General features: G+C 73.5%; 23 protein-coding genes. 7 read left to right on the top strand and 16 right to left on the bottom strand.

Annotated features, from left to right (window positions below; translation table 11 throughout):
• The first annotated feature begins 85 nt into the window (after positions 1 to 85).
• The gene (locus LPA41_RS42515; RefSeq protein WP_304523797.1) at positions 86 to 5590 is read left to right on the top strand and encodes a beta-propeller fold lactonase family protein; all 5505 of its coding nucleotides are present in this window, start codon (positions 86 to 88) and stop codon (positions 5588 to 5590) included.
• Between the two features lie 23 nt (positions 5591 to 5613).
• Positions 5614 to 6978, top strand: coding sequence for a transaminase (locus tag LPA41_RS26400; protein WP_229073505.1), 1365 nt, complete (start codon positions 5614 to 5616; stop codon positions 6976 to 6978).
• Between the two features lie 33 nt (positions 6979 to 7011).
• On the opposite strand, the gene LPA41_RS26395 is transcribed toward LPA41_RS26400, so the two are convergent.
• A complete protein-coding gene (locus LPA41_RS26395; RefSeq protein ID WP_229073504.1) occupies positions 7012 to 7956 on the bottom strand; it encodes a hypothetical protein in 945 nt (314 codons plus the stop codon).
• Positions 7957 to 7959: 3 nt separating this feature from the next.
• Positions 7960 to 8460 carry a SigE family RNA polymerase sigma factor gene (locus tag LPA41_RS26390; RefSeq protein ID WP_229073503.1) on the bottom strand — a complete coding sequence of 167 codons (501 nt, stop codon included), beginning with the start codon at positions 8458 to 8460 and terminating at the stop codon, positions 7960 to 7962.
• Between the two features lie 82 nt (positions 8461 to 8542).
• On the opposite strand from LPA41_RS26390, the gene LPA41_RS26385 reads away from it, so the two are divergent.
• On the top strand, positions 8543 to 9388 hold the full coding sequence (locus LPA41_RS26385) for an alpha/beta fold hydrolase (protein WP_229073502.1): 846 nt from the start codon (positions 8543 to 8545) through the stop codon (positions 9386 to 9388).
• Between the two features lie 61 nt (positions 9389 to 9449).
• Here LPA41_RS26385 and menC read toward each other — a convergent pair whose 3' ends face one another.
• The 3 genes from menC to LPA41_RS26370 are packed head-to-tail and all read right to left on the bottom strand — an operon-like array spanning position 9450 to position 11856.
• Positions 9450 to 10559 carry an o-succinylbenzoate synthase gene (gene menC / locus LPA41_RS26380; protein ID WP_229073501.1) on the bottom strand — a complete coding sequence of 370 codons (1110 nt, stop codon included), beginning with the start codon at positions 10557 to 10559 and terminating at the stop codon, positions 9450 to 9452.
• Positions 10556 to 11182 (bottom strand): MurR/RpiR family transcriptional regulator, encoded by a 627-nt coding sequence (locus LPA41_RS26375; RefSeq protein ID WP_229073498.1) that lies wholly within the window; start codon positions 11180 to 11182, stop codon positions 10556 to 10558. Before LPA41_RS26375 ends, menC begins: the two co-directional genes overlap by 4 nt.
• Positions 11179 to 11856: a GNAT family N-acetyltransferase gene (locus LPA41_RS26370; protein ID WP_229073496.1), complete on the bottom strand. Its 678-nt coding sequence runs from the start codon at positions 11854 to 11856 to the stop codon at positions 11179 to 11181. Before LPA41_RS26370 ends, LPA41_RS26375 begins: the two co-directional genes overlap by 4 nt.
• 97 nt (positions 11857 to 11953) lie before the next feature.
• On the opposite strand from LPA41_RS26370, the gene LPA41_RS26365 reads away from it, so the two are divergent.
• Entirely contained in the window at positions 11954 to 13057 is a 1104-nt protein-coding gene (locus tag LPA41_RS26365; RefSeq protein WP_229073494.1) for a M20/M25/M40 family metallo-hydrolase, read from the top strand.
• Positions 13058 to 13110: 53 nt separating this feature from the next.
• Positions 13111 to 13356, top strand: coding sequence for a DUF3040 domain-containing protein (locus tag LPA41_RS26360; RefSeq protein ID WP_229073492.1), 246 nt, complete (start codon positions 13111 to 13113; stop codon positions 13354 to 13356).
• A 17-nt stretch (positions 13357 to 13373) separates the two neighbouring features.
• On the opposite strand, the gene LPA41_RS26355 is transcribed toward LPA41_RS26360, so the two are convergent.
• From LPA41_RS26355 to LPA41_RS26340, 4 genes are all read right to left on the bottom strand, one after another.
• Entirely contained in the window at positions 13374 to 13736 is a 363-nt protein-coding gene (locus tag LPA41_RS26355; protein WP_229073490.1) for an STAS domain-containing protein, read from the bottom strand.
• A gap of 100 nt (positions 13737 to 13836) precedes the next feature.
• On the bottom strand, positions 13837 to 14271 hold the full coding sequence (locus tag LPA41_RS26350) for a DUF5666 domain-containing protein (protein WP_229073488.1): 435 nt from the start codon (positions 14269 to 14271) through the stop codon (positions 13837 to 13839).
• Positions 14271 to 15305: an efflux RND transporter periplasmic adaptor subunit gene (locus LPA41_RS26345; RefSeq protein ID WP_229073486.1), complete on the bottom strand. Its 1035-nt coding sequence runs from the start codon at positions 15303 to 15305 to the stop codon at positions 14271 to 14273. Before LPA41_RS26345 ends, LPA41_RS26350 begins: the two co-directional genes overlap by 1 nt.
• 41 nt (positions 15306 to 15346) lie before the next feature.
• Positions 15347 to 16579, bottom strand: coding sequence for an efflux RND transporter periplasmic adaptor subunit (locus tag LPA41_RS26340; protein ID WP_229073484.1), 1233 nt, complete (start codon positions 16577 to 16579; stop codon positions 15347 to 15349).
• A gap of 40 nt (positions 16580 to 16619) precedes the next feature.
• On the opposite strand from LPA41_RS26340, the gene LPA41_RS26335 reads away from it, so the two are divergent.
• On the top strand, positions 16620 to 17291 hold the full coding sequence (locus LPA41_RS26335) for a sensor histidine kinase KdpD (protein ID WP_229073482.1): 672 nt from the start codon (positions 16620 to 16622) through the stop codon (positions 17289 to 17291).
• 205 nt (positions 17292 to 17496) lie between these two features.
• Here LPA41_RS26335 and LPA41_RS26330 read toward each other — a convergent pair whose 3' ends face one another.
• On the bottom strand, positions 17497 to 17880 hold the full coding sequence (locus LPA41_RS26330; RefSeq protein ID WP_229073480.1) for a response regulator transcription factor: 384 nt from the start codon (positions 17878 to 17880) through the stop codon (positions 17497 to 17499).
• Positions 17881 to 18160: 280 nt separating this feature from the next.
• On the opposite strand from LPA41_RS26330, the gene LPA41_RS26325 reads away from it, so the two are divergent.
• Positions 18161 to 20434: an ATP-binding protein gene (locus tag LPA41_RS26325; RefSeq protein ID WP_229073478.1), complete on the top strand. Its 2274-nt coding sequence runs from the start codon at positions 18161 to 18163 to the stop codon at positions 20432 to 20434.
• 27 nt (positions 20435 to 20461) lie between these two features.
• Here LPA41_RS26325 and LPA41_RS26320 read toward each other — a convergent pair whose 3' ends face one another.
• The 6 genes from LPA41_RS26320 to LPA41_RS26295 all read right to left on the bottom strand — a co-directional run bounded on the left by LPA41_RS26320 (position 20462) and on the right by LPA41_RS26295 (position 25943).
• Positions 20462 to 21688, bottom strand: a complete 1227-nt coding sequence (locus tag LPA41_RS26320; RefSeq protein WP_229073476.1) for an RNA polymerase sigma factor — start codon at positions 21686 to 21688, stop codon at positions 20462 to 20464.
• A complete protein-coding gene (locus LPA41_RS26315) occupies positions 21685 to 22032 on the bottom strand; it encodes a YciI family protein (protein WP_229073474.1) in 348 nt (115 codons plus the stop codon). The genes LPA41_RS26320 and LPA41_RS26315 overlap by 4 nt, the downstream gene beginning before the upstream one ends.
• An 87-nt stretch (positions 22033 to 22119) precedes the next feature.
• Positions 22120 to 23118 (bottom strand): zinc-binding dehydrogenase, encoded by a 999-nt coding sequence (locus tag LPA41_RS26310; RefSeq protein WP_229073472.1) that lies wholly within the window; start codon positions 23116 to 23118, stop codon positions 22120 to 22122.
• Positions 23119 to 23196: 78 nt separating this feature from the next.
• Entirely contained in the window at positions 23197 to 23787 is a 591-nt protein-coding gene (locus tag LPA41_RS26305; protein WP_229073470.1) for an LUD domain-containing protein, read from the bottom strand.
• Complete coding sequence (locus LPA41_RS26300; RefSeq protein ID WP_229073468.1) at positions 23784 to 25211, bottom strand: LutB/LldF family L-lactate oxidation iron-sulfur protein; 1428 nt, start codon at positions 25209 to 25211, stop codon at positions 23784 to 23786. The genes LPA41_RS26305 and LPA41_RS26300 overlap by 4 nt, the downstream gene beginning before the upstream one ends.
• Positions 25212 to 25943, bottom strand: a complete 732-nt coding sequence (locus LPA41_RS26295) for a (Fe-S)-binding protein (protein ID WP_229073467.1) — start codon at positions 25941 to 25943, stop codon at positions 25212 to 25214.
• Positions 25944 to 25946 lie beyond the last annotated feature (3 nt).

Genomic DNA, 25946 nt, shown 5'->3' with positions numbered 1-25946 from the left:
TGTGTCGCGGGTGGATGGCGGTTCGTAATCATCAGGGGCTTTCCTGGCGGCCTCGCGCATCGCACCATGGACGAAGGGTGATGCGATGAGCGGCCGACGACTGGCAGTGGTGGTGACCGTCGAGCACCAGGACGATCCTGTTCTGAGCAGGTTCGCGGTGCCGTCCGCCGACGTGCCCGCGCTCGCCGAGACGCTCGGCGACGGCGGGCTGGGCGGGTTCGAGGTGGCGTTCCTGCACGACGCGGGCGCGGCCGGGACGCATGCGCGGATCACGTCACTGTTCGACGGGCGGGACGAGGACGACCTGGTCCTCCTCTACTTCCGCGGGATCATGCTGACCGGTCCGGGCGGCGGCCTCCACCTGGCCGGCTCGGACACGGCGATGGCCCGCCCGGCCGAGACCGCGATCGACGTCGCGCAGCTCGCCGTGATGATGCAGCGCAGCCGGGCCGGCCAGGCGGTGGTGCTGCTCGACGGGCGTACCGGCGGCCCGGTCGACGCCGGCCACCACTTCCGCGCGGCGCGGCCGGCCGAGTGGCAGAGCCGCGTGGTCATCGCGACGACAGCCCGCGCGGAACCGCCCACCTTCGCCGGCATGATCGTGGACGGCATCCGCAACGGCGCCGCCGACCGCGACCGGGACGGCTTCGTCAGCATCGACGAACTCCACGACCACCTGCAGGAACGCGACCCCAACGTGCGCCGGTGGGTGTTCGGTTCCGGCCGCCAGCCGTACCTATCCCGCATCCGCCGCCCCGGCAGCGACCAGATGACGATGATCGCCCAGCTCGCCGTCGCGTCCACCAGCGCCGACCTGACCCGCGCGGTCGAGGCCCGCGAGACGCTGCGGCGCATGACCACCGGCGAGGGCCGGGTGGCGGCAGCGGCGGCGGCCGCGTTGCGACGCACATCGGTACGCTTCACCGAACCCTCCCTGGACTTCGGCCGCGTCCCGCCCGGCACCCGCCAGCTGACCGCCGGTGTCCCGGTCCAGGGCCCCCCGCTGACGGTCGCCTCGGCCGTGACCACCTCCGTCGAAGGCCTGCACGCCCGGCTCGAGGGCAGCGTGCTGAAGGTCTCCTGGTTCCCGGCCACAGGCCCCCTGCAGGGCACGGTCACCCTGGACGGCCCGGCCGGAACAGCCCGGCTCGTCGTCACCGGCGAGGTCACGGCGGACCGGGAGTCCACCGGCGGCTGGCAGAACGGATCCGCGCCGGCCCTGCCCGACGCGGGTTGGTCAGCCCCCGCCCTGCCCGCGGGGCCAAGCACCCCGCCGCAGATCCCCGCCCAGCCCGGCCCCGCGCAGCTGGGCGCCGCTCAGCCGGGCCCCGCTCAGCCTGCTCCGGCTCAACCTGCCGGCGCTCAACCTGCCGAGGCGCAGCTGGGCGCCATGCGTCTGCCTGGCCCGGCGATCCCGCTGCCGGCAGGTCCGGCGACGCAGGCCCCGCCGGCCGCCGGCTTCCCGGCGCCGCCTCCCCACGGCCTTTCCGCTTCCCCGACGAGCGCCGCGCCGTTCACCCCTCCGCCGGGCAGCCCTGAGGCTGTCGATGACCCCCGCCCGCCCGCTTCGCCGTCGGCCGGCCCGCACACCTCCGGTTCTACGTCCGACGGCCCGCACTCCCCTGGCTCGCCGCCCGACGGCCCGCACTCCCCCGGCTTCCCGTCCCATGGCCAGCACTTCCCAGCTTCAGCGGTGGAAGCCCCGCAGCAGTCGAGTCCTGCCGGTGCCCTCCCGCAGCAGCCCAACCCCGCCGGGACCGTGCCGCAGCCGCCGAATGCGTCGCCGGACGCCACCCCGACGTCAGCTCACACGGCAGGCGACCAGCAGGTTCCCGCCCCCGATCCGGCATCCGGCAGCGCACACACCCCGGACGAGGTGCCGCCACCGGCTCCCCCGTCAGGCGGCGCAGCAGCCCCGGCCAGGGCTTCGGGCGGTGGCTGGCCCAGCCCGGCAGGCGGCGGCTTCGGCTGGACGGCCACGCCGAAACCTCGCGACCCGGTTGTGGCAGAGGGCGACAACCCATCGGGTACGCCCAACGCGCCCACCCCCTCCGCCGTAGCGTGGAACGAGGCGCCCGCGAGTGGCGCCCCCGCGCCCATCCCAGGTGGTCCGGCAGGGGCTGGACCTGGTGGTACGGGCCGAGGATCGGCGGAACACGGCGGGCCGATGCCTGGACAACGGCAAGAGCAGAGCGGCACCGGATGGCCGGGCGCGCCCGACAAACCGGACGCGCCCCAGCCGCCGGAGACGCACGGCCGCCCGAATGCCCCCGAGCCGCCGGACGCCCACAGCCCGCACGACGCCTCTGCCGCCCCCGGAGCACCAAGCGTCCCGCAGGCGCCAGAAGAATCCGGCCGCCCGGGAACGCCAGAGCCCTTGGCGACGCAAGGCGAGCAACCCGCGCGGAGCAAGCCAGGCGCCCAAAGCCAGCCAGGCACGGAGGGCCGGCCGGACCCGGAGGGCCGGCCGGGCGCGGAGGGTCAGCCGGACGGACATGGCCGGTTGGATGTGCGGGAGCCCTCGGATGGGCCCGACCACCCGGCCACGCTCGACCCATCGGTCACGCCCGAGCAGCCGACCGCGTCCGAGCAGCCACCCGGCGACTCGGTGGCCTATCCGGCGGCGCGGCCCGGCGACGGGTCCACCACTCAGCCACCGGAAGTCGGCGCACAGGATGATGGCGACATTTCAGGCGCAGGAGAAGTTCCGCGTGCACGGGTCGAGGGCGCCGGAACGGCCCCGCCCGCGCGCACCGGGGAGGATGCGGTGACAGAGCCGGAGGACACCGACAGCGAACGTACGCGGGCCGGGCGGTCTGGTTCGTCCGCGGCCGGGTTCGGCGACTGGGCGGCGAGTGCCCGGTCGGAGGGCGAGCGGCGTACGGATTCCGGCCAGCCTGACGCGACCAGCGGTGGATCCGATCCGGAAACTGCTGACGAAGCCTCGCGGGCCGACCGCTATCAGGGGTGGAGTGCCGCCGGTTCCTGGCCGAGCGGTTCGGTCGCCGGGGCGGCGTGGCTGCGAACCCAGCAACCCGCCGCCGGCCCCGCCACCGAAGCACCAACCCCGGACACCGCCCCGGAACAGACCGCCACCGCAGGGCAGACCGCCGACGCTGCGGGCCAGGCCTCTGCCGCCGCGGGCCGACCCACCGACACCGCGGGCCAGGCGCCCTACGCGGCAGGCAGCGACCCGGACGACACAACGCCGCCGCACCCGTGGCCCGGCCCCAGCCATCACGGCGTGGCCGGCGACCCGTGGCTGACACCGCCCGCCCGTAGCGGCAACACCACGAACCAGAACGCCGGGGGCCCGGATGCGGCCCGACCGCCGGAACCGGCCACCCGGCCGTGGTCGGTGGCCCCGGCTTCCGGGGCTCCCAGCAGCGGCTGGTCCGGGGCAGGCCCCGGCTCCGACGACCCGTGGGCGGGCACCGGCCCGACTCCGGCAGCACCCGTCACCCCGCCGTGGGCGGGCGCCGGCCCCGCTCCGGCAGCACCCGCAACCCCGCCGTGGGCGGGCACCGGCCAAGCTCCGGCAGCACCCGTCACCCCGCCGGAAGAGGCGACGCCGACGCGGTGGCCCGGCACCACACCGGCCTCCGCAGCACCGGTCACGCCGCCGGCAGAGACGTCGACGGCACAGTGGCCCGGCCCGGGCACCGCTACCGGCGCCTACTGGCCGGCAGCCGCGCCGGCCTCCGGCGCGCCGGCCTCCGGCGCGCCAGCTCCTGCGTCCGGCCCGCCGTCGCCGGGTGCCGCACCGACGTCCGGCGCACCGCATGAGCCCTGGCCGGGAACAACGCCCACGTCAGGGGCGCCGCCGCAACCGTGGCCCGGCGCCGCGGCCGCTTCCGGGCCGTGGCCGGGAACCACACCGGCGTCCGGCGCACCCGCCGAACCGTGGCCGGGGGCAACGCCCACCTCGGGGGCACCGGCGGCTCCTTGGCAGAGCAGCACGCCCACCTCGGGAGCCCCCCGGCCCGGCGCCCCGCAGGGACCCGGCGACCCGCAGCAGCCCGACCCGCGGCAACAGCCCGGATTCCAGCAACAGATCGGCGTCCACCAACAGCCCGGCTACCAGCAGCCCGGCTACCAGCAGCCCGGCCCCCAGCAGCCCGGCCCGCAGCAGCCCGGCCCCCAGCAGCCCGCCGCGGAAGATCCGTGGGCCGCCGGCACCCAGGCTCCGCGCCAGACCCCGCCCCACCAGCAGTGGCCGGGCACCTCGTCCGACCCCTGGGGCCAGCCCAACCCGCCGCCGCGCGTCTCCACCTGGCCGGCCTCCCCCGCGGACGGCGGCTGGCAGTCCACCAACGACTGGCCGGCGAGCCCGGCGGCCGCCTACCCAGCCACCGTGCGGGGGACGGCGCAACCGGGAGCAGCGCAGCCGGGAACAGCGCGGCCGGGAACGGCGTACCCGGGGTCGCCGCCACCGCCGGGGCGCGGCGATGACCCGTACCCCCGGAATGACCCGCCGCCGAACCGCCGGGCCGGCAAGGCGCTCGCGATCCTGCTCGCGGTGGTTCTGCTGGCGGCGGGCAGCTATCTCGGGGTGCGGCTGTTCAGGTCGGGTGACGATCCGGCGACGCCGCCGGCGCAGCAACAGCAGCAGCAGGCCGCTCCGGCGCAGAGCGGTGCGGCGGAGGACCCGACGGGCGGGCCGCCGGCTGCGGAGGTTCCGGTGTCGCTGGCGAAGCCGGTGGTGGTGGACCGGTTCCAGCTGGGGCAGGAGCCGGAGGGCGTGGCCGTCTCGCCGGACAACAAGACGGTCTTCGTGGCCGACCAGAACTCGAAGGACGTGCACTTCATCGATGTCGCCAGCCGGGACATCGTGGCGGTGAAGGTGCCGAACACGCCGCGGTTCCTGGCGGTGAGCCAGGACGGCGCGCGGCTGTACGTCTCGCTGTTCGAGAACGATTTCACCGGTAACGGACTGGCCGTGATCGACACCGCGAAGCGTTCGCTGGTGAAGACGATCCGGACGGGTCCGCGGCCGTTCGAGCCGGCGGTGGCGCCGGACGGGCAGGTGTGGTTGCCGATCCACAACGCGGCGCGGGTGGAGATCTACGACGACGAGTCGCTGACCGAGTCGGGCCGGATCTCGGTGCCGCCGAACCCGCACTGGGTGACGTTCTCGCCGGACGGCGGCACGGCGTACACGGCGAACCACGAGTCCAGTCAGATCTCGGTGGTGAACACGTCGGACCGGATCGTGCGGCGCAACATCAAGGTGGGCCGGTCGCCGCACGCGATCGCGCTGACGCCGGACGGCTCGAAGCTGATCGTCACGAACTACGACCTGGACCGGGTGGAGATCTTCGATACGTCGACGTTGCGGCGGATCAGGCAGATCCCGGTCGGGCGGGAGCCGCAGGCGGTGATGACCTCGACGGACGGCAAGCACGCGTACGTGGTGAACGAGGGCTCCGACAATCTGTCGGTGGTCGACATGGAGCAGGCGAAGGTGGTGTCCACGGTCGGGGTGGGTGACAGCCCGCGGGTGATCGCGATCTCGCCGGACGGTTTGCGGCTGTACGTGTCGGACGGACGCAGCCGTACGGTTACCGTTCTCCGGACCTCGGATGAGTGATGATTCACTGGTAGCGTCGCGCCATGTCGACGGATTCCGGAATTGATCGCGCTCGTCTCCGCACCCTGACCGAGCACGAACGGGCCACGTTCGCCGAGCGGCACCCGGCCTCGTTGAAAGCGTACAAAGGCGCCGACCACCTGTTCGGCCGCGTCCCGATGACGTGGATGAACAAGACGGCGGCGGGTTTCCCGATCTACCTGGAGCGGGCCCGGGGCAACCGGATCACCGACGTCGACGGCAACGAGTTCGTCGACTTCGCACTCGGTGACACCGGCGCGATGGCCGGCCATTCCCCGGCCGCCGTGGTGGACGCGGTGACCCGCCGGATCGGCGAGCTGGGCGGGCTGAGCACGATGCTGCCGACCGAGGACGCCGCGATCGCCGGTGCCGAGCTGGCCCGCCGGTTCGGGTTGCCGGCGTGGAGTTTCGCGCTGACCGCGACGGACGCGAACCGGTGGGCGATCAGGCTACTGCGCGCGGTCACCGGCCGGCCGAAGATCCTGGTGAACAGCTACTGCTACCACGGTTCGGTCGACGAGTCGCTGATCGTGGTGGGTCCGGACGGGCGGGGTGTGAGCCGGGAGGGCAACGTCGGCGCGCCGGTGGACGTGACGCTGACGAGCCGGGTGGCCGAGTTCAACGACCTGGCGGGCCTGGAGCGGGAGCTGGCGCACGGCGACGTGGCGGCGGTGCTGATGGAGCCGGCGCTGACGAACATCGGCATCGTGCTGCCCGAGGACGGCTACCTGGCGGGGGTGCGGGAGCTGACCCGGCGGTACGGCACCTATCTGATCAACGACGAGACGCACACGTTCTCGGCGGGGCCGGGCGGGGCGACCCGGTTCTGGGGCCTGGAGCCGGATGTGGTGACGATCGGCAAGGCGATCGGTGGCGGGGTGCCGGTGGGGGCGTACGGGTTGAGCGGCGAGCTCGCGGACGCCCTGACCGGCCGCAGTGATCTGGACCTGGTCGACATGGGCGGGGTCGGTGGCACGCTGGCCGGCAATCCGATGTCGATGGCCGCGACCCGGGCCACGTTGCAGGAGGTGCTCACCGAGACCGCGTTCGATCACATGATCAGGACGGCGTCGGCCTTCGCCGACGGGATCGCCGAGATCATCGAGGGGTACGGGCTGCCGTGGTCCGTGAGTCGCCTCGGCGCCCGGGTGGAGTACCGGTTCGCCAGCCCGGCGCCGCGCGACGGCACCGCGTCGGCCCGCAGCGCGGACGCCGAGCTGGAGGACTTCCTGCACGTCTATCTGGCGAACCGGGGTGTGCTGCTGACCCCGTTCCACAACATGGCCCTGATGTGCCCGGAGACGTCGATCGCGGACGTCACCCGCCACCACGAGATCTTCGACGCGGCGGTGCGGGAGCTGACCTGATCAGCGGCATGAGTGATCAGGGACCGGAAGTGATCAGCGACCGCCGACCCAGGACAGGTCCGGGGGCAGGCACTCCACCCGCTCCAGGACCTCCCTGGCCTCGTCGTCGGTGAGCCGCGCCCCACCGTCGACCACTTCGACCCCGGGCACCTCCCGGGGCAGGTACACCATGATCCCGTTGCGTTCGACGGACTGGAACGGCTGTCCGCTCTCCGGCGGCGACGTCTGCAGGACGAAGTGGTTGCGCAGGTCGTCGGAGGCGACGGTCAGCGACTGGCGTCCGCCGTCCGCGGCCGGGAAGACCTCGAACAGCGTGTGGCCGTCGAAGGCCTGCGGCACCAGCGGCGCCCGCATGGTGACGGTCGCGGTCTCGTCGGTGGCGGCCACCGAGCGGGCCACCCGGAGCGCGTTAGCGGTGTCGTCGCCGGTGCCGTAGACGGAGACGACCATGACCGGCCCGCCCGCGGGCTGCCATTCGACCCACGCGCTGTCGGTCACCCGCAGCGTGCCGCGTGCCGGGCCGACCATCACCGGTTCGCCGGAGCCGTCGTCGATCCGCTCGTCGATCATCAGGGTGACGCTGCCCTTCGGGATCTCGAGCGAGTAGGGCGCCCCTGCCGGGTACCACGACCGGCTGCCACCGAGCACCTCGCCGGTCGCCGTGTCGTACTTGACCGACCGGAACTGTTCGGCCACCCCGTCCGGCAGCCACTGCGGCGCGAACAGCAACGACATCGTCCGGGGCTCGGCCACCGGCTCCGGCGGCTGCGCCGGGGACGGCAGCGTCGGGCGTTGATCACGCAGAGCCAGGGGTACGCCCACCGCAGTCGTCACCGTGGCCACCCCGGCGGCGGCCAGCAGCGCCCGCCGTTGCCGGTGTGCCCGGGCCCGGGCGTCGATGCGGGCGCGCACCCGCTCCGGGGCGACGGCCGTGGCGGCGATCGCCTCGAGGGCGTCCTTGATCGTCTGGTCGTTCACCGGTCAGCCTCCGATCCGGGTGGTCTGTGCGGGAAAGCCGGCGCGCAGGGTGGCCAGCGCGCGTGAGGTGTGGCTGCGGACCGTGGCCGGCCGGCAGCCGATCAGGTCGGCGATCTCCTGGTCACCGAGTCCTTCGTAGAACCGCAGCGCGATCACGATGCGCTGCCGCAGCGGGAGCCGCGCGATCAGCCGGATCATGGCGTCGCGTTCGCCGAGGTTCGTCTGCGGGTCCGCGGCCGGCGCGGCGAAGGTCTCCAGGGCTTCGTGTGACAGCGGCACGACCCGGGCGGCCCGGCGCCGCCGCCACGAGGCCAGCTCGTTGATGATCATGCGTTTGACGTACGCCTCGGGCACGTCCGCCGCCGCGATCCGGTCCCACCGCGACTGCGCCTTCGCGAGGACGTCCTGCACGATGTCCTCGGCCAGGTGGGCATCGCAGGCGAGCACCGTGGCGTACCGCAGCAGGGCGGCGAGCCGGGCGCTCAGAAACTCCTCGAATGTCACGGGTGCTCCCTTCCGCCCCTCGTGACGCGCGCGGCGCCCGGAAATGTGGAGTGGTGCACCGGCAATTCTCTATCGTGATCGAGTGATAGAGACCGATGTGACGGTGAACGACCGGGTTCTGCGGGCCTACACGCACGGCGACGGCGACCGGGTGGTGATGTGGCATCACGGGACGCCGAACATCGGTCACCCACCGGCCCCGTTGTTCGCCGCGGCCGCCCGGCTGGGGTTGCGGTTCGTGGGGTACGACCGGCCCGGCTACGGCGGCTCGACGGCGCGTCCGGGCCGGGACGTCGCCTCGGCAGCCGGTGACGCGGCGGCGGTGGCGGACGCGCTCGGCATCGGCTCGTTCGCGGTGCTCGGCCAGTCCGGCGGCGGTCCGCACGCCCTGGCCTGCGCCGCTCTGCTGCCCGGCCGGGTCACCGCGGCCGTCTCGGTCGCCGGCCTCGCCCCGTTCACCGCGGACGGCTTGGACTGGTTCGCCGGCATGGGGCCGGGGGGTGTGGCGTCGCTGCGGGCCGCGGCCGCCGGGCGGGCGGCGAAGGAGGCGTACGCCGCCGCGCCGACGGTCACCGACGTGGACTTCACCGCCGCCGACTGGGCCGCGCTGGAAGGCGTGTGGGGCTGGTTCGGCTCGGTCGTCGAGCCCGCGAAGGCGAACGGCCCGGCACCGCTCGTCGACGACGACCTCGCCTATGTCGGCGCGTGGGGCTTCGACCCGGCCGCGATCACCGCGCCGGTGCTTCTCGTGCACGGCGCCGACGACCGGATGGTGCCCGCCGCGCACAGCACCTGGCTGGCCGGGCGGATCCCCGGCGCGGAGCTGCGGCTGGTGCCCGGCGCCGGGCACATCTCCGTGATGACCGAGCAGGCCGAGCCCGCGACGGAGTGGATCGCGGCGGTGACCCGAACCCCCGCCGGTGCGTGAGCCGCCCGCCGATCAGGGAACCCGCGGTGACCGCGGCGGTGGGGAGTGCCAGTCGACGACCCTACGGCAGGCGCAGCGCGTCAACGGTCTGCGACTCGATGAACGCCAGGTCCGGTTCCCAGCCCAGGCCGGGCGTCGCCGGCACCTCCACCAGGCCGCCGGTGCTCACGATGGGCCGGGTGGTGACGTCGCGGGCGTAGTACTTGTCCGATCCGGACACGTCCGACGGCATGGTGAAGCCGGGCAGGGAGCTGAGCGCCACGTTCGCGGCGCGGCCGATGCCGAACTCGTGCATCCCGCCGCACCACACCGGCATCCCTTCGGCCCGGGCCAGGTCGTGGGCGCGCACCGCGGCGGTGAGGCCGCCCATCCGGGACACCTTGATGTTGAGCACCCGCCCGGCGCCCAGCCGGAGCGCGGTGACCAGGTCGGCGACCTCCTCGACCGACTCGTCCAGGCAGACCGGGGTGCCGATCCTGGCTTGGAGCGCGGCGTGCGCGACCAGGTCACGCGGCGCGAACGGCTGCTCGATCATGAGCAGGCCCAGAGTGTCCAGCTCGGTGAGAACGGGGTCGTCCGGGTCGGTGTAGGCGCCGTTGGCGTCGACGTGCACCGGCACCGCCGGGAACGCGTCGCGGACCGCGCGGACCGGTACGACGTCCCAGCCCGGGGCGATTTTCAGCTTGACCCGCCGGTACCCCTCGGCCACCCGCGCCGCGACCTGGGCCAGCAGGTCGTCGACAGTCGGTTCGATGCCCAGGGAAACACCCGCCTCGACCTGCGGCAGCGTACCGCCGAGGGCGCGGGAGAGCGCGATGCCGGACCGGCCCGACCAGAGTGACCAGGCCGCCACGTCGAAACCGGCCCGCGCGAAGTGGTTGCCGCGCACCTTCGCCGTCGCCGCGGCCAGCTCCGACGGGTGTTCCCAGCTTGCGCCGAGCACGATCGGCGTGAGGAAGTCGCGGGCGACGGCCCAGCAGGAGGAGACCGTCTCGGCCGAGTAGAACGGCCCGCTCGGTGACGCGATCTCACCCCAGCCCACCGAGCCGTCGCCGGCCTCCAGCCGGACCAGGATGTGTTCCAGGGAGCGTTTCGCGTGCGAGCTGGTACGGAACCGGTGCACCAGGGGCAACGTCACCCGGCGCAGTTCGACACGGGCGATCCGGATCATGTCTCCTCCGTGTAGAGGCCGAGTTCGGCGGCGAGGGCATCCCGGTCCCGCAGCCGGCGGCCGGCGCCCTTGGAACTGGCGATGGTCAGGGTGGCGAGCAGGTGCAGCGCGAGCACGACCGAGGACGGTGAGTTGGCGTAGGACGCGCTCTCCGACCCGACGACGATGCTCGTGGTCGCGACCCCGGCCAGCGGCGCGTCGTCGGTGTCGGTGACCAGGACCAGGTCACCGCCGTGCCGGACGTAGGCGGACGCGACGTCAACGGTTTCCCGGCGGTACCGCGACATCGAGACGGCGACGAGCAGGTCGCCCTGCCGGATGTCGCTCAGGACGTCGAGCGGGCGCACCGTCACACCGTCGAGCAGGTGCACGCCGGAGAGGCCGGCACTGAGGTCGGCGGCGAGCAGCGAGGCGTAGCCGAGGGATTTCCCGTGCCCGAGCAGGTAGCGCCGCCGCGCGGAGACGATGAGCGCGGCCGCACGTTCGATGGCGTCGTGCTCGGCGGCCCAAGCGAGGGCCTTCTCGAACTCGGCGCGCTGCTGTTCCAGCACCCGCTGCTTCAGCACCCGCGCGGACCGGCGCTGGACGTTGCGGTCGAACCGTTCGGACGGTGATGAGGTCACGAGGCGCCATTCTCGAACGTGTACGCGACCCGGCCGGGATCGCCCCCGACCCGGGCCACCCCGGTCAGCCGGTCGCCGGCAGCGAAGCGGTCCGCCAACTGCCGGCGGAGCCGGAGGCGGTCGGCGGGCTCGGGCGCGGCGATCCGGTCACCCGCGGGTGCCGGCACGCTCACCGATCCGGGCGTACGGGCCGGCGCGTCCCCCGTCAGCCGCCAGCTGACCAGCACCCGGTCGGTGCCGGCCTCGCCGTAGTGGTCGGGCAGGAAACGGATCCCGGTGACGCCGAGAACCGTGAGGTTGAAGTGCGCGTTGCGCAGCGCGTACGGATCGAAGGTCCACCGCATGGACCGCGCCCCCGTGCGTCGCGCCGCAGCGGCCTGTGCCCGTTTCAGCTCGCGTCCGATCCCGCCGCCCTGGGCACCCGGCGCCACCACCGCGGCCTGGCTGTAGTGGTAGATCTCGCCGTCCTCGACCGCGGTGAAGCCGTAGCAGAAGCCGACGAGTGTGCCGTCCGGCTCGAACGCGCCGACGACCGTGCCGGAGTTCTGCCGCAGCGCGGCGAGCAGGCGCGGGCTGAGGCCCCACTCGGGGCCGGTGTAGCCGAAGACCGCGCGGTAGAGCGCGGAGGCCGCCGTCCATTCGGCGAGCCCGTCCAGGTCACGGATCTCGGTCATCAGGCACCCACCATGAAGGGATAGCGTTCCTATCTTTGCCATGCTGCCGGGATTTACGCTCGTTGACAACACCAGCGGTGCAACTTAGCGTCCGTATATGTCGCTCACCGCATTGGAGTCACTGCACCGCCTGACAGTGCTGGAATCGCCGACCGGCGACCCGCGGGCCCTCGGCGCGCTGGCCGAGGTGCTCGAGGCCGACGCCCACCGGGCCGGGTTCACGGTGACCCGGGAACCGCACCCGACCGGGGACCACCTGCTGTGGAACCGGCCCGGCTCCGGCCCGCCGATCCTGTTGCTCACCCACTACGACACGGTCTGGCCGGTGGGCACCCTCGCGACGATGCCGTGGAGTGCCGAGGACGACGTGATCCGCGGTCCCGGCGTCTACGACACCAAGGCCGGGATCGTCGCCCTGCTCGCGGCGGTCGCCGCGCTGCCCGCCACGGGCTGCCCGGAGATCCGGGTGGTCGTCGTCGCCGACGAGGAGATCGGCTCGCCCACCGCCGTCGACCTGGTCCGATCCGAGGCGCGGCGGGCGCGGGCCGTGCTCGGCCTGGAACCGCCGCACCCCGGCGGCGACCTGAAGACCGGGCGGCGCGGCAGCACCCGCGCGCGGATCGAGGTCACCGGCGTCGAGGCGCACGCCGCGCTCGACCCGGACGCCGGGGTGAACGCGATCGACGAGCTCGTCGACCAACTGGTGCGGTTCCGCACCGAGGTCGCCGGCCGGCCGGTGCTGCTGAACACCGGGACGATCGGCGGCGGTGGCCGGACCAACGTGGTGGCCGGCCGGGCACACGCCGACCTGGGGCTGCGGTTCGGCACGCCCGGCGACGAGGAGGCGGTGCTGGGCACGCTGCGCGCGCTGCGGCCGGTCCGGGCGGGTGCGCGGGTGACGACGAGGCTGCTGTCGCACCGGCCGGCCTGGCAGCCGTCCGCCGCGACGGCCGGCCTGCTGGACCGGATCCGGGCGGTGGCGAGCGGCATCGGCCAGGAACTCGGCGGGCTTCCGGCCGACGGCGCCGCCGACACCAACACCACCGGCGCCCTCGGGGTGGCCACGGTGGACGGGCTCGCTCCGCGAGGTGGTGGGGCACATGCCCGTACCGAATGGGTCTCGTCCGCCGGCGTGGCCGAGCGGATCGCCCTGCTGACCGCTCTCCTGGGCCCGGACGGTCTCGCCGGCGGTCAGGTTTAGGATTCTCGCGATGGGGTAGGCGGGCGGCACCGAAGACTCACGGGAGTCGATCGATGCTTTCTGACAACGACCGTCGCATCCTCGCCGATCTGGAGCGGGAGTTCGAACCACCCGGCTCCGACGTGCCGTTCCCGACCATCCCCGTGCTGTGCATCCTGCTGTTCCTCGCGGTACCGCTGGTCACGCTGCTCTTCAGCTGGCACGGGCTGCTGCTGACCGTCGACGCGTTCGCGGTCACCGTCGCCTACGTGCTGATCCGCCGGCACCGCTCCCGCCGCCACCACTCCGGCCGGCGCTGAGCTCAGGCGCGCACGTCTCAGGCCCGCTCGGTGGCCCGCACGTCGAAGAACTCGCGCAGCCCCGCCATCTCCAGGACCTGCCGGACCCAGGGCCGGACGTTGCCGAGCACCAGGGCCCGCCCCGACTTCTCCGCCATCAACTGGCACTCCACCAGGATCCGCAAGCCGACCGAACCCAGGAACGTCACCCCACTCAGGTCGACGACCAGGGTTTCCGGTGCCGCGTCGAGCGCCGCGAGGAGGGTGTGCTCCACGTGGTTGCCGGTGTCCATGTCGATCTCGCCACGCACCGCCACCGTGACCACGGTGCCGGTGCACGCGACCGCCTCGATCTCGATCGGCGAGCGCGGGCAGCAACGCGGTAGGTCCACGAGAACCATGCCCCCTCCCCGACGGGTGTGGGTGTCCTCCGACGCTACCAACATCGCGGCCCGCAGGGCAGTCAGCAGCGCCGGGTAGTCACCGGCATCGGGAAAAGTGTCAGCCCGCGGTCACGATGGTGGCGGTGACGACGCCCTCGCCGTCGGTCTCGCCCCGGACGGTCACCTCCTGGCCGGCGCTCAGCCTGTCCAGGGTGGCGGTCTGCGCCAGGCGCACGGCGGTGGTGCCGTCCGTGCGTACCGTGACCGTCTCGCCCGCCGCGGTCCGCACCCGCAGCGTGGTGCCGTCCACCCGCTCGACCGTTCCCGACGTCGTGACACCGGCAGGCTCGGTCCCCCAGCGTTCCTGGGCCGCGGCGCCGCCGACGAAGCCACCGGCGGCCAGAGCCAGCCCGGCCAGGGCGACAGTGGTCCGGTTCCACCAGCGCCGCGGGGCGGTCGCCGCGCGCACGCCTGCCAGATTGTCGGGAATCGGGATCGGTGGTGCGTCGACCCCGATGCGGGGCAGCACCTCGGTGTCCTCATCGGCACGCATCACCCGGCACCCCCTTCGGCAAGCGGGACGATCACTCGCTCCCCCGCGGTGAGGCCCGAGGTGATCTGGTACGCCTCATCGCCCTCCAGGCCCACCTCGACCTCCCGGATTTCTCGCTTGCGGTCCCCGCCGAGCACCGTGACGGTGTGCCCGTCCCGGACCGCGCTGACCGCTGCCGCGTCGACCTGGACGGCCTTCTCCACGTTGCCGGTGATCACCGAGACGGTGACGGTCTGGCCCGGTTTCGCGTCCTCCGGCGGGTTCGGCAGGCTCACCGCCACCCGATAGGTGACGACGTCGTTCCTGCTGGTCGCGGTCGGGTCCACGGCGACGACCTGGCCGGTGGCCTCGGCGCCGCGCAGCGCGGTCCAGGTGACGGTGGCGGACTGGCCAGCCTTGAGCTCGGTGGCGTCCGCCTCGGAGAAGGCCGCGGTGACCTGGAGCTTGGTGAGGTCGGCGATGTCGACGAACCCGCCGGAGCCCTGCTGCCCGGCGGGCCGGGTCGAGCCGCCGAGCGTTCCGTTCACCGCCGTGACGGTCCCGGCCATCGGGGCGGTCAGTTTCGTGCCACCGACCGCGGCCTCCGCCCCGTCCACCGCGAGTTCCGCCCGGGCCACCTCGTTGGTGGCGGCGCTCGTGTCGGTGCCGGCGGTCTGCGCCCGGTCCAGCGCGTCCCGCGCGGCCTGCAGGTCGGCGCGGGCCAGCCCCAGGTCCCGTTCCGCGTCGGTGGCGTCGGCCTGGGCGAGCAACTGACCGGCGGAGACGGTGTCACCGACCCGCGCCTTGATCGCCGTCACGGTGCTCGCGGTGCCGAACGTGGCGGTCGCCGTGGCGGCGCTCGCCACGTTCCCGGCGGCCTCGACCGTCCTGGTCACGGTGCCTTCGCTGACGGTGACGGTACGGATTTCGGACGCGTTCGCACCGGTCTCCGAACCGGCGTCGCGCAGCAGGGTCCAGCCCTGGAACCCGGCGCCGACGATCAGCAGCGCCAGCAGGGCGTTCACGGCCGTGCTGGGACGGCGAAGCGCTTTCACGCCTCCATTCTGTCCGTTTTCTCCCAGCGGTGTCCGCGAGTTCACCAGGAACGGACCACCTGTTCGCCCGCGGCCAGGCCGTCGGTGATCTCGGTGTACTCGTCGCCGCGCAGACCGACCTCCACGGTCCGTTCCACCGGCTCGCCACCGGCCCGGACCAGCACCGTCCCGGACCCGCCGGCCACGTCCCGCACCGCCGTCGACGGGACCCGCAGCGCCCCCGCCACCTCGCCGATCCGGACCCGGACCCGGACACTGCGGCCGACGAGCAGGTCCGGCGGGGCGTCCGCGAAGGCGAGCAGCACGCCGTAACGGACCAGGGTGCCGTCGGACGTGCCCACCGGGTCCACCTGAACCACTTTCGCGGCGTGGACCTCGTCCGAGTCGGCGAGGGTCACGGTGGCGCGCTGCCCTTTCGCCAGCGCACCGGCGTCCGCCTCCGGGAAGTCCGCGGCGACCTGCATGTCGTTCGTGTCGGCCAGCCCGATGACTGTCGCGCCGGCCTCGACCCGGCCGCCGACGCGGCTCGCGACCGACACCACGGTCCCGGGAATCGGCGCTGTGATCACCGTCCCGCTGAGCGCCTTCTCCGCCGCGGCGACGGCCCGCCGCGCGCCGTTGACCGCCTGTTCCGCGGTGAGCACCTGATCCGAGCCGGCACCCGGATACCCGCGCGTCGCACACGCGGCCCCCGCCACCGCGCCCGCGCCGGCCGCCGTTCCCACACCCGCCGCTGTTCCGGCATCCGCCGCTGTCCCTGCGCCTGTTTCCGCCGCTGTTCCCGCGCCCGCGGCCGGGTCCATGGCCAGGGCTGCCGGGTCCGGCACGCCGAGGCCGGTGGCTGCCGCGCAGGCGGTCGCGTTCGCGGTCGCGGCGGCCGCGTTGTTCTGGGCCGTCACCAGCCGCGCTCGCGCGTCGGCGAGGGCGGCCTGCGCGTCGGCGACGTCCTCGACCGCGTCCGTGTCGTCGAGGACGGCCAGTTCGTCGCCCTCCTCCACCCGGTTCCCGGGCCGCACCGCGATCGACTCCACGGTGCCACCGGCGGCGAATCCGAGGCTGCGCGTGCTGGCCGGCTCCACGGTCCCGTCGCTCGCCACGTGCAGCGTCACGTCGCCACGGTCCACCGCCGCCGTAACCACTGTGACAACCGGACCCGCCTCGTTCCGCACGACCGCGAACACGACCCCGCCGGCCACCGCCGCCACCGCCACGATCCCGGCGCCGATCCACCGAATGCGCCGTTTCGCGCGGCCGGACCCCGCTACCTTGCTCATGATCGCATTGTGGCTGTTGGGGTGACCGCAGGAGTCTTCTTTGCCGACCACACACCACCGCAACCAGCAACGCCGGCAGAACCGCGCCCTCGCCGAACTGACCGCCTCCAAGACGGAACTGGTCAGCGCCCTGCTGCACGAACTGCGAACCCCGCTGGCGGCGGCACTGGCCGTCGTGGGCCTGCTCCCCGAACGGACCGGCGACCCGGCGATCGACGACGTCCTCCCCGTCCTGGCCCGCAACCTGCGAAGGATCGAGGACGTGGTCACCGAGATCGCCACGGTGAGCGGCATCGAGAACGGGACGATCGGCCTCGACCGGATCCCCTTCGACCTGCCCCAGCTGCTGACCGAGGTGGCGGACGAAGCCGGCACCGCCCTGTCCGTCCCCGACGAGACGACAGGCCTCACGACCGGTCTGCTCACCGGCGACCGCGAACGGCTGGGCCAGGTCTTCCGCAGGCTGCTCGCAGCAGTACGCGCCCTCGGCGGCGACGGCCGGATCGAGGCGACGCGGGCAGGCGGCCAGTGGCGGGTGGCCTTCCGGCTGCCCCCGGAACAACCCACCGACCGGCTCTTCACCGGCCCCGGCGGCCAGGGCAACGCGATGGCGCTGATGCTCGCGCGCGCGGTGGTGGGCCGGCACGACGGTCAGGTAGCGGTCGAAACCTTCGCCGGCACGCCCTACCTCTGCGCCACACTCCCCCAGTGATCGCCGCTCATAAGGCCAGGACCGCGACCTCGCTGATGGCCGTCAGCGGCCCGGTGCCCGGTTCCGGCCTCACCGGCGCCGGACGCGGCCCTGCCGAGGTGTTGATCTGCCAGCGGTGCGAAATCGCTGTGATCAAGGGGTCAAAACCGCGATTTCGTAGCGCTAGCAGATCAACACCCTCGACAAAACCGTCGGGACCCTGCGTTCACTCGTACGTATCACCCCCGGGCGCCGTCAGAGCCTCCACCCGGGTCAGCAGATCCTGCGCGGTGAACGGCTTCACCAGGTAGTCGTCGGCCCCCGCGTCGAAGCCGGACGCCACGTCCAGCCACTGCCCGCGCCCGGTGAGCAGCAGGATCGGGACGTCGGCGGTCTCCGCGTCGTCACGCAGCGCGCGGCACACCTCCAGGCCCGTCATGCCCGGCATGCTGACGTCGAGCACGGCGCAGTCAGGAAGCCGTTCGTGGGCGGCGCGCAAGCCGTCGGGGCCGGTCGTCCGGGTGTCCACGTCGAGCCCGCCGGACCGCAGCACGGTCTCGACGATGCGCAGGACCGTCGGGTCGTCGTCGACCACCAGCACCGATGTCACCGTTTCAGGCTACCGACGTGCAGCGCCGCGGATGCCCCGTTCACCCCGGCAGGCCGGCGCCCGCGGCCGCCGGAACGCCCGCGCAAGGGCGGCCGGCGCGGGGATCTAGGCCGGCGGTAGGCCCCTGCGATGGCGGCTCTCTCCCCCGCCTGATGGATCCCCAACGGCCCGCCGCAGCCGACGCCGCCCGCGCATCAGGCCCGGGCCCGGCGGCACCTGCTCGCCGCCCGGATGGCCGAACGCGGCGAACCGTCACGAACCAACTCCTAGAGTGATTCTCATGTCCCGCTGGACCGTGGGCCGGATGCTGGCGGCCGGCTTCACCCTGGCCCTGATCGCGCTCGCCGTGGTCGGGATCAGCGCCTACGTCCGCATCGGCAGCCTGGTGGCCACCCAGGACCCGATGCGGCATTCGCACGTGCTGCTCGGGCAGATCGGCGGGCTCGGTGACGCGATGCACGCGCTGGACCGGGTGTCGCGCAGCTTGCAGGCGGCGCCGACCGCCCGCTGGGCGGAGGCGTTCCGGGTGAGCCGGGCGACGGTGGACCGGCGGCTGGGCGAGGTGCGTGCCGCGTCGGCGGACGATGCGACGCACCAGGCGCTGACGGGCCGGATCCAGGAGCGGGTGGACGGCTGGACGGCCGGCGGGAACGTCGACGTGAGCCAAGTGTTCCCGCTGGTCAGCCAGATGCACCAGCACGAGGAGGCGCGGCTGGCCGGCAAGCTCGCGGACAGCCGGGCGAGCGCCCAGAACACGCGCTGGCTGATTCTGTGGTTCGTGGTGGCGACGGCCGCACTGGTGGCGCTCTGCGCCAGGTGGATCACCCGGCGGATCACCGGGCCGGCGGGGCAGGTGACAGCGGCGGCGCAGCGGGTGGCCGAGGGCGATCTGACCCGGCGGGCCGAGGTGTCGTCGCCGCGCGAGCTGGCGCAGATGGCGCAGGCGGTCAACGCGTCGATGGGCGCGATCCTCGCCGCCCGCGACGAGGCGGTCGCGGCGACCGCGGCCAAGTCGGCGTTCCTGGCGACGATGAGCCACGAGATCCGTACCCCGATGAACGCCGTGATCGGCATGACCGGCCTGCTGAAGGAGACCGAGCTGGACGAGCGCCAGCGGGAGCTGGTGGAGACGGTGCACGCGAGCGGCGCCTCGCTGCTCGTGATCATCAACGACGTGCTGGACTTCTCCAAGATCGAGGCGGGCGAGCTGAGCCTGGACGAGAAGCCGTTCCGGCTGCGTGCCTGCGTGCAACAGGCGATGAACCTGGTGGCGCTCACCGCCGACGCGAAGGGCCTGCACCTGTCGAGCCACTTCGCACCGGACTGCCCGGAGACGGTGGCCGGTGACGAGGCGCGGATCCGGCAGATTCTGGTCAACCTGCTCGGCAACGCCGTCAAGTTCACCGAGCACGGCGCGGTCACCGTGGCGGTGTCGGTGGCGCCGGACCTGGCGGCCGCGCAGAGCGGGCGGGTGGCGGTCCGGCTCGCCGTGCGGGACACCGGCATCGGGATCCCCGCGGACCGGCTGCACCGGCTCTTCCTGCCGTTCAGTCAGGTGGACGCGTCGACGGCCCGCAGCTACGGCGGCACCGGTCTGGGCCTGGTGATCAGCCAGCGGCTCGCCGAGGCGATGGACGGCGGGATCACCGTGGACAGCCAGCCCGGCCACGGGTCGACCTTCGCCGTGACGTTGCGGCTGGGCGCGGTCGAGTCCGCCGGCATCCCGGGCATCGAGCCGTTCGAGTCACCGGCGCTCACCGAGCGGGCCGGGCGGTCGCTGCTGGTGCTTGTCGCCGAGGACAACCCGGTCAACCAGCGGGTGGCTCAGCTCCTGCTGGAGCGGCGCGGCCACCGGGTCGAGACGGTCGGCGACGGCGAGGCGGCGGTGGAGGCGGTGCTGCGGACCCGGTACGACCTGGTGCTGATGGACGTGCAGATGCCGGTCCTGGACGGCCTCGACGCCACCCGCATCATCCGGGCCGACCCGCCTCCGCACGGTACGCCGCGGATCGTCGCGCTGACCGCCAACGCCATGGTCGACGACCGGAAGGCGAGCCAGCTGGCGGGCATGGACGGCTTCCTGGCCAAGCCGATCATCGAGGCCGACCTGGACGTCGTGCTGGCCGGCGCCGCCGCCCACGCCGACGTCCGGCTGGCCGGGATCGGCCCGCTGCCCGGCCCGGACACCGACGACGAGTCGGCGAGCATCCGGGCCTGCGTGGACTCGATCGCCGAGATGGTGCCGGAGGACCGGGAACGGCTCGCCGAGATCCTCGGCAACTTCGCCGACCGGCTGCCCGGCGTGCTCGACCGGATGGACGAGGCCGCGAGCACCGGCGACGCCCGCAACCTGGCCCGCCTCGCGCACGGCCTGAAAGGTTCCTCGTCCACTCTCGGCGCGAACCGGTTCGCCGCCATCTGCGCGGATCTGGAGATCCGCGCCCACCGGCACCCCGAGGGCTCCGCCGACCTGCTGCGCGACCTGCACCAGCAGGCCCGCGAGGTGAGCGACACGATGGCCGGCCTCTCACGGGAACTGGTCCGCACCGGCTGACCTCGCGGGCCAGAAGCGGAAACCGGGTCAGAGCCGGTCGATCCCGTCGATCCGGTCGATCCGGTCGCGGAGGAACGCGCGCTCCGCGTCGGTGCCGGCTTGGCGCAGCGCCGCGCGGTAGGCCTCCTCGGCTTCGCCGCGACGGCCGAGGCGGCTGAGCAGGTCGGCACGAGCGGAGGTGTACGGGCCATAGCCGCGCAGCAGAGGCTCCCCCGCCAGCGCGTCGAGCAGGGCGAGCCCGGCCTCCGGGCCATCGCGCATGGCGACCGCCGCCGCCCGGTTCACCGCGATCACCGGCGACGGGGCGATGCTCAGCAGCACGTCGTAGAGCGCCACGATCTGCGGCCAGTCGGCGCTCTCCGGGTCCGGCGCCTCGGCGTGCAGCGCGGCGATCGCGGCCTGCACACCGTAGAACCCGGCCGCCCCGCCGGTCAGCGCCACGACCACCAGCGCCGCGCCCTCCTCCGCCGCACCCACCAGCGCCGCACCCCCGTCCGCCGCGCCCGCCGGCCCAGCACCGTCGCCGGCCGCGTCCGGTGCGGGCCAGCGCCGGGCGTGGGTGAGCAGCATCAGCGCCAGCAACCCGGCCACCTCGCGGTCGGCGGGCATCAGCCGGCGCAGGATGCGGGCCAGCCTGATGGCCTCCCCGGTGAGGTCGGTGCGTTTGGCGGCATACCCCTCCGTGAAGATCGAGTAGATCGCCTGGAGGACCACCGGGAGCCGATGCGGTAGCTCGTCGGGGCCGGGCACGCGGAACGGGATGCGCGCCGCACGGATCCGGTGCTTGGCGCGGGTGATCCGTTTCGCCATCGTCTGTGTCGGCACCAGGAAGGCCCGCGCGACCTCGGGGGTGCTGAGTCCGCCCAGGCAGCGCAGGGTGAGCGCGATCCGGTCCTCGGCGGCCAGGGCCGGGTGCGCGCAGGTGAAGAAGAGCTGGAGCCGGTCGTCCGGGAACTCGTCGGTGGCCGGCGCCGGACCGGCCCGGTCCGCCTCCACCTGGAGGACCGCGAGCCGGGCGGCGAGGGCCGCGTCGCGGCGCAGCCGGTCCACGGCCTTGCGCCGCGCGGTGGTCATCAGCCACGCACCCGGGTTCGGTGGCACGCCATCCACGGGCCAGCGGGACAGGGCCGTCTCGATCGCCTCCGACGTGACCTCCTCGGCCAGGTCGAGGTCGCCGAAGCGGCGCACGAGTGCCGCGAGGAGGCGGCCGTGCTCCTCGCGGAACACGGCCTCCACGGCTTGCCCGGGGATCACGCCCCGAAATCGGCGACCGGGCGGACCACCACGGAACCGTCCCGGGCGCCCGGGCAGCGGGCCGCCCAGTCCAGGGCCGCGTCGAGGTCGGGCACGTCGATCACGTAGAACCCGCCCAGCACCTCCCGGGTCTCGGCGAACGGCCCGTCGGTCACGGTCCGCGTGCCGTCCGCCGCGACCCGCACGGTCGTGGCGGTGACCAGGTCGGCCAGCGACTCGCCGGCGACCAGGATGCCGGCCTCCTGGACCTGCTTGTCGTACGCCATCCAGTCCGCCGGCTCGCACCCGGCGGCCCCGCCCTGCTCGTCGACGGCACCGGCGTGGATCAGCAGCATGTACTTCATGGTCGAACTCCCATCTGTGACGGCTTCGACCTCACTACGAACGGGTCCGCCGGAAAAGGACCGCCGCGGGAAAAGAATTTCGCGGCGTCACGGACGCAGGATCAGGCGGATCGGGTTGCCCTCCTTGCGCTGCAACCGTTCCACCGCGGCCGGCGCCTCGGCAAGCGGCAGCACGTCGCTCACCGAGGCGGCCAGGTCGAGGCGCTTCTGCCCGGCCAGCCGGACCAGTTCCGCCACGTGCTCGGCGTCCGAGCCGTAGTGCCCGTGGATGCTGAGCTTCAGATAGTTGAAGAAGCTGTCCGAACTGATCGTCACGGGCTGGCCGGCGATCCCGGCCAGGATCAGCTTCCCGCCCCGGCCGAGCACGGTCAGCGCCTGCTCGCGGACCGCCGGCACCCCGGCGAAGTCGAACGCGACGGCCAGCCCGCCGCCGGTGAGGTCCCGGATCGTCGCCGCCTCGGACGGGTCCAGCGCGATGTCGGCGCCCAGTGCCAGTGCCCGTTCCCGGGCCGGTGCCAGCGGGTCCACCGCGATCACCGGGGCCGCCCCGATCAGCCGCAGCAGTTGCACCGCGTGCGCCCCGAGCCCGCCGGCGCCCCAGACCGCCACCGCGTCACCGGCCCGGACCTGCGCGGTGGCGGTGATCGCGGCCCACGGCGTGGACACCGCGTCCGGGATGATGCAGGCCTGCTCGAACGGCAGGTCGTCCGGGATCGCGACGAGCGTGTCGGCGCGGGCCACGGCGTACTCCGCCCAGCCGCCGTCGTAGTCGACCCCGCGCGTGTAGACGGTCCCGCGCCGGTCACGCTGCCCGGCCTGCAACAGCACCCGGTCCCCCGGCTGCCAGCCCTCCACCCGCGGACCCAGCCGGTCCACGGCCCCGGCCGTCTCGTGTCCGAGCGTGACCACATCCCCGTCGAGCAGCCGCGGCGTCAGGCCACCCTCGATGAGGTGCACATCGGAGAGACACACGCCCGCCGCGGCCACTTTGACCAGCACTTCGTCCGGCCCCGGCTCCGGCACGTCGACGCTCTCCATCCGGAGCGACCGTTCCGCCAGGTGCAACCGTCCCGCCAGCATCTTCATGAAGATCACCCTATGCCGCGGCGGCGCTCGACCGGACCCGGACCGGTCATCGGGGAACGGCCCGCGCGGCGACCGTCGTCACTCGTCGAGCAGCAGCACGTGCAGGTGGCGGGGGCCGTGCACGCCCTCGACCCGGTTCAGTTCGATGTCACTCGTCGCGGAGGGACCGCTGATCCAGGTGAGCGGCCGCCGCGGGTCGAGCCGGGCCACCGCGTCCGGCACGGCGGCCACCACCTGCGCGGGGCGCAGCACGCAGAAGTGCACATCGGGGAGCAGGGTGATGATGCGCCGGCCCTGGTCGGGGGCGGCGTCCAGGACGATGGTGCCGGTCTCGGCAACGGCCACGGCCGCGGCGGTGAGCACGGCGGCAGCCGCGGCGATCCGGTCCGGGGCGAGGCCGTCGTCGGGCACGGCGGCGGCCGGGCGCCAAGCTCGCGGCAGACCCGGGGGTACGATCACCGCCCCGTCCACCAGGCCCGCCACGGTCGTCGCGATCTCGTCCTGGCGGACCCGGTGCACTTCGGCCTTGTAGTCCAGAAGCCGGTCGACGAGCACGTCCAGCGAGGCCGGTCGCCCGGCCGGGCGGTACTCCCGGGGCACCGGGGGCGCGACCGGCGCGTCACGCAGGGCGGCCCGCACCCGGCCCAGGATCAGGTCCTTGGAACTCATCGTGACGCCCACCAATCCCGGAAGGTCTGCTCGGGGAACTCGGGCAGATCCCGGCCGGCGGTCCACCCGGACAGCGGTGGCGGCAGTCCCCGGCCACGGCGCCCGGCGATCCGGGCGAGTTTGGCGGCGCGCTGCGCGGCCGCGTACACCCTGGGTCTGTCCATGATCCGCGCCGCCGCCGCCATCGCCGCGCGCTCGCCCCGCGGGTGTGGTGCCTCGTTGCGCAGGTGCACCAGCAGCGACGGGATGTCGATCTTCACCGGGCAGGCGTCGAAGCAGGCGCCGCAGAGGGACGACGCGTAGGGCAGGGACGCGTTGTCGGCGATGCCGGTGAGCTGCGGCGAGAGCACCGCGCCGATCGGGCCGGGATAGACCGAGCCGTACGCGTGCCCGCCCGCGCGCTCGTAGACCGGGCACACGTTGAGGCACGCCGAGCACCTGATGCAGTGCAGCGCCGACCGCCCGGCCGGGTCCGACAGCACCGCGCTGCGGCCGTTGTCGAGCAGCACCAGGTGGAAGTTCTGCGGGCCGTCGCCGGGCGTCACACCGGTCCACATCGTCGTGTACGGGTTCATCCGCTCCCCCGTCGACGCCCGCGGCAGCAGTTGCAGGAACACCTCCAGGTCCTGCCAGGTCGGCAGCACCTTCTCGATGCCCATCACGGTGATCAGGGTGTCGGGCAGGGTCAGGCACATCCGGCCGTTGCCCTCGGACTCGACGACCGCGAGGGTGCCCGTGTCGGCGATCGCGAAGTTGGCCCCGCTGATCGCCACCGTCGTCGACAGAAACGTCTCCCGCAGGTACCGCCGGGCCGCCGCGGCCAGCACCGGCGGGTCGTCGGTCAGCGCCGGGTCGACGCCGGGCATCTCGCGCAGGAAGATCTCCCGGATCTCGGCCCGGTTGCGGTGGATGGCCGGCACCAGGATGTGGCTGGGCTTGTCGTGGCCCAGCTGCACGATCAGTTCGGCGAGGTCGGTCTCGACCGCCGCGATCCCGGCCTCCTCCAGGGCCTCGTTGAGGCCGATCTCCTGGGTCGCCATCGACTTGACCTTGATGACCCGGTCGGAGCCGGTCTCCCGGACCAGCCGGGTGACGATCGCGTTCGCCTCGTTGGCGTCGGCCGCCCAGTGCACCACACCGCCCGCCGCCGTCACCCGTTCCTCGAGCTGTTCCAGCAGCTCCGGGAGGCGGGCCAGGACATCGGTCTTGATCGCCGACCCGGCGTCGCGCAGGGGCTGCCAGTCCGGCAGCTCCGCGATCACCTTGCCGGACTTGCCGCGGATCGTGGTGGTGGCGTGCCGCAGGTTGCGGCGCAGCTGCGAGTCGGCCAGGGCGTCGTGCGCGGCCGCCGGGAAGGTCTGCTCGCCGCGCAGGTTCCCGACGCCGCGGGGAGCGGTCGCCGGCATGCCGAGAAAGGTGGTCATCTAGGACTCCGTCGAGGCGAGGATCTCGGCCAGGTGGACGGTACGCACGCCGGTGCGCAGCCGGGACAGGCCACCACCGATGTGCATCAGGCAGGAGGCGTCCCCGGCCGTGCAGACGTCCGCCCCGGTGGCGACGACGTTCGTCATCTTGTCGGCGAGCATGGCCGTGGAGGTCTCGGCGTTCTTGAGCGCGAACGTGCCACCGAACCCGCAGCACTGCTCGGCCGCCGGCAGCTCCACCAGGTCGAGGCCGCGCACCTGCCGGAGCAGCCGCAACGGCTTGTCGCCGACCCGGGTCATCCGCAGGCTGTGACACGTCGGGTGGTAGGTGACCCGGTGCGGGTAGAACGCGCCGACGTCCTCGACCTTCAACACGTCGATCAGCAATTCCGACAATTCATAGGTCCGGGCGGCGGCGTCCTCGGCGCGGGCGGCGAGGCTCGCGTCACCGTACTTCGCCGCGACCATCGCGTGCTGATGGCGGATCGACCCGACACACGAGCCGGACGGCGCCACGATCACGTCGTAGGGGGCCATCACCGTGACGTACCGCTTGACCAGCGGCAACGCGTCCTTCTGATAGCCGGTGTTGACGTGCATCTGCCCGCAGCACGTCTGGTCGGACGGGAACACCACCTCATGACCGAGCCGCTCCAGCAGCAGCACCGTCGCCTTGGCCGCCTCCGGGAAGAGGGTGTCGGCCAGGCACGTGGCGAAAAGCGCGATCCGCACCTG

Source organism: Actinoplanes sp. DH11, assembly GCF_020873875.1.
In the GTDB taxonomy this organism is placed as follows: Bacteria; Actinomycetota; Actinomycetes; order Mycobacteriales; family Micromonosporaceae; genus Actinoplanes.
This window is presented reverse-complemented; position numbering and strand designations above follow the sequence as displayed.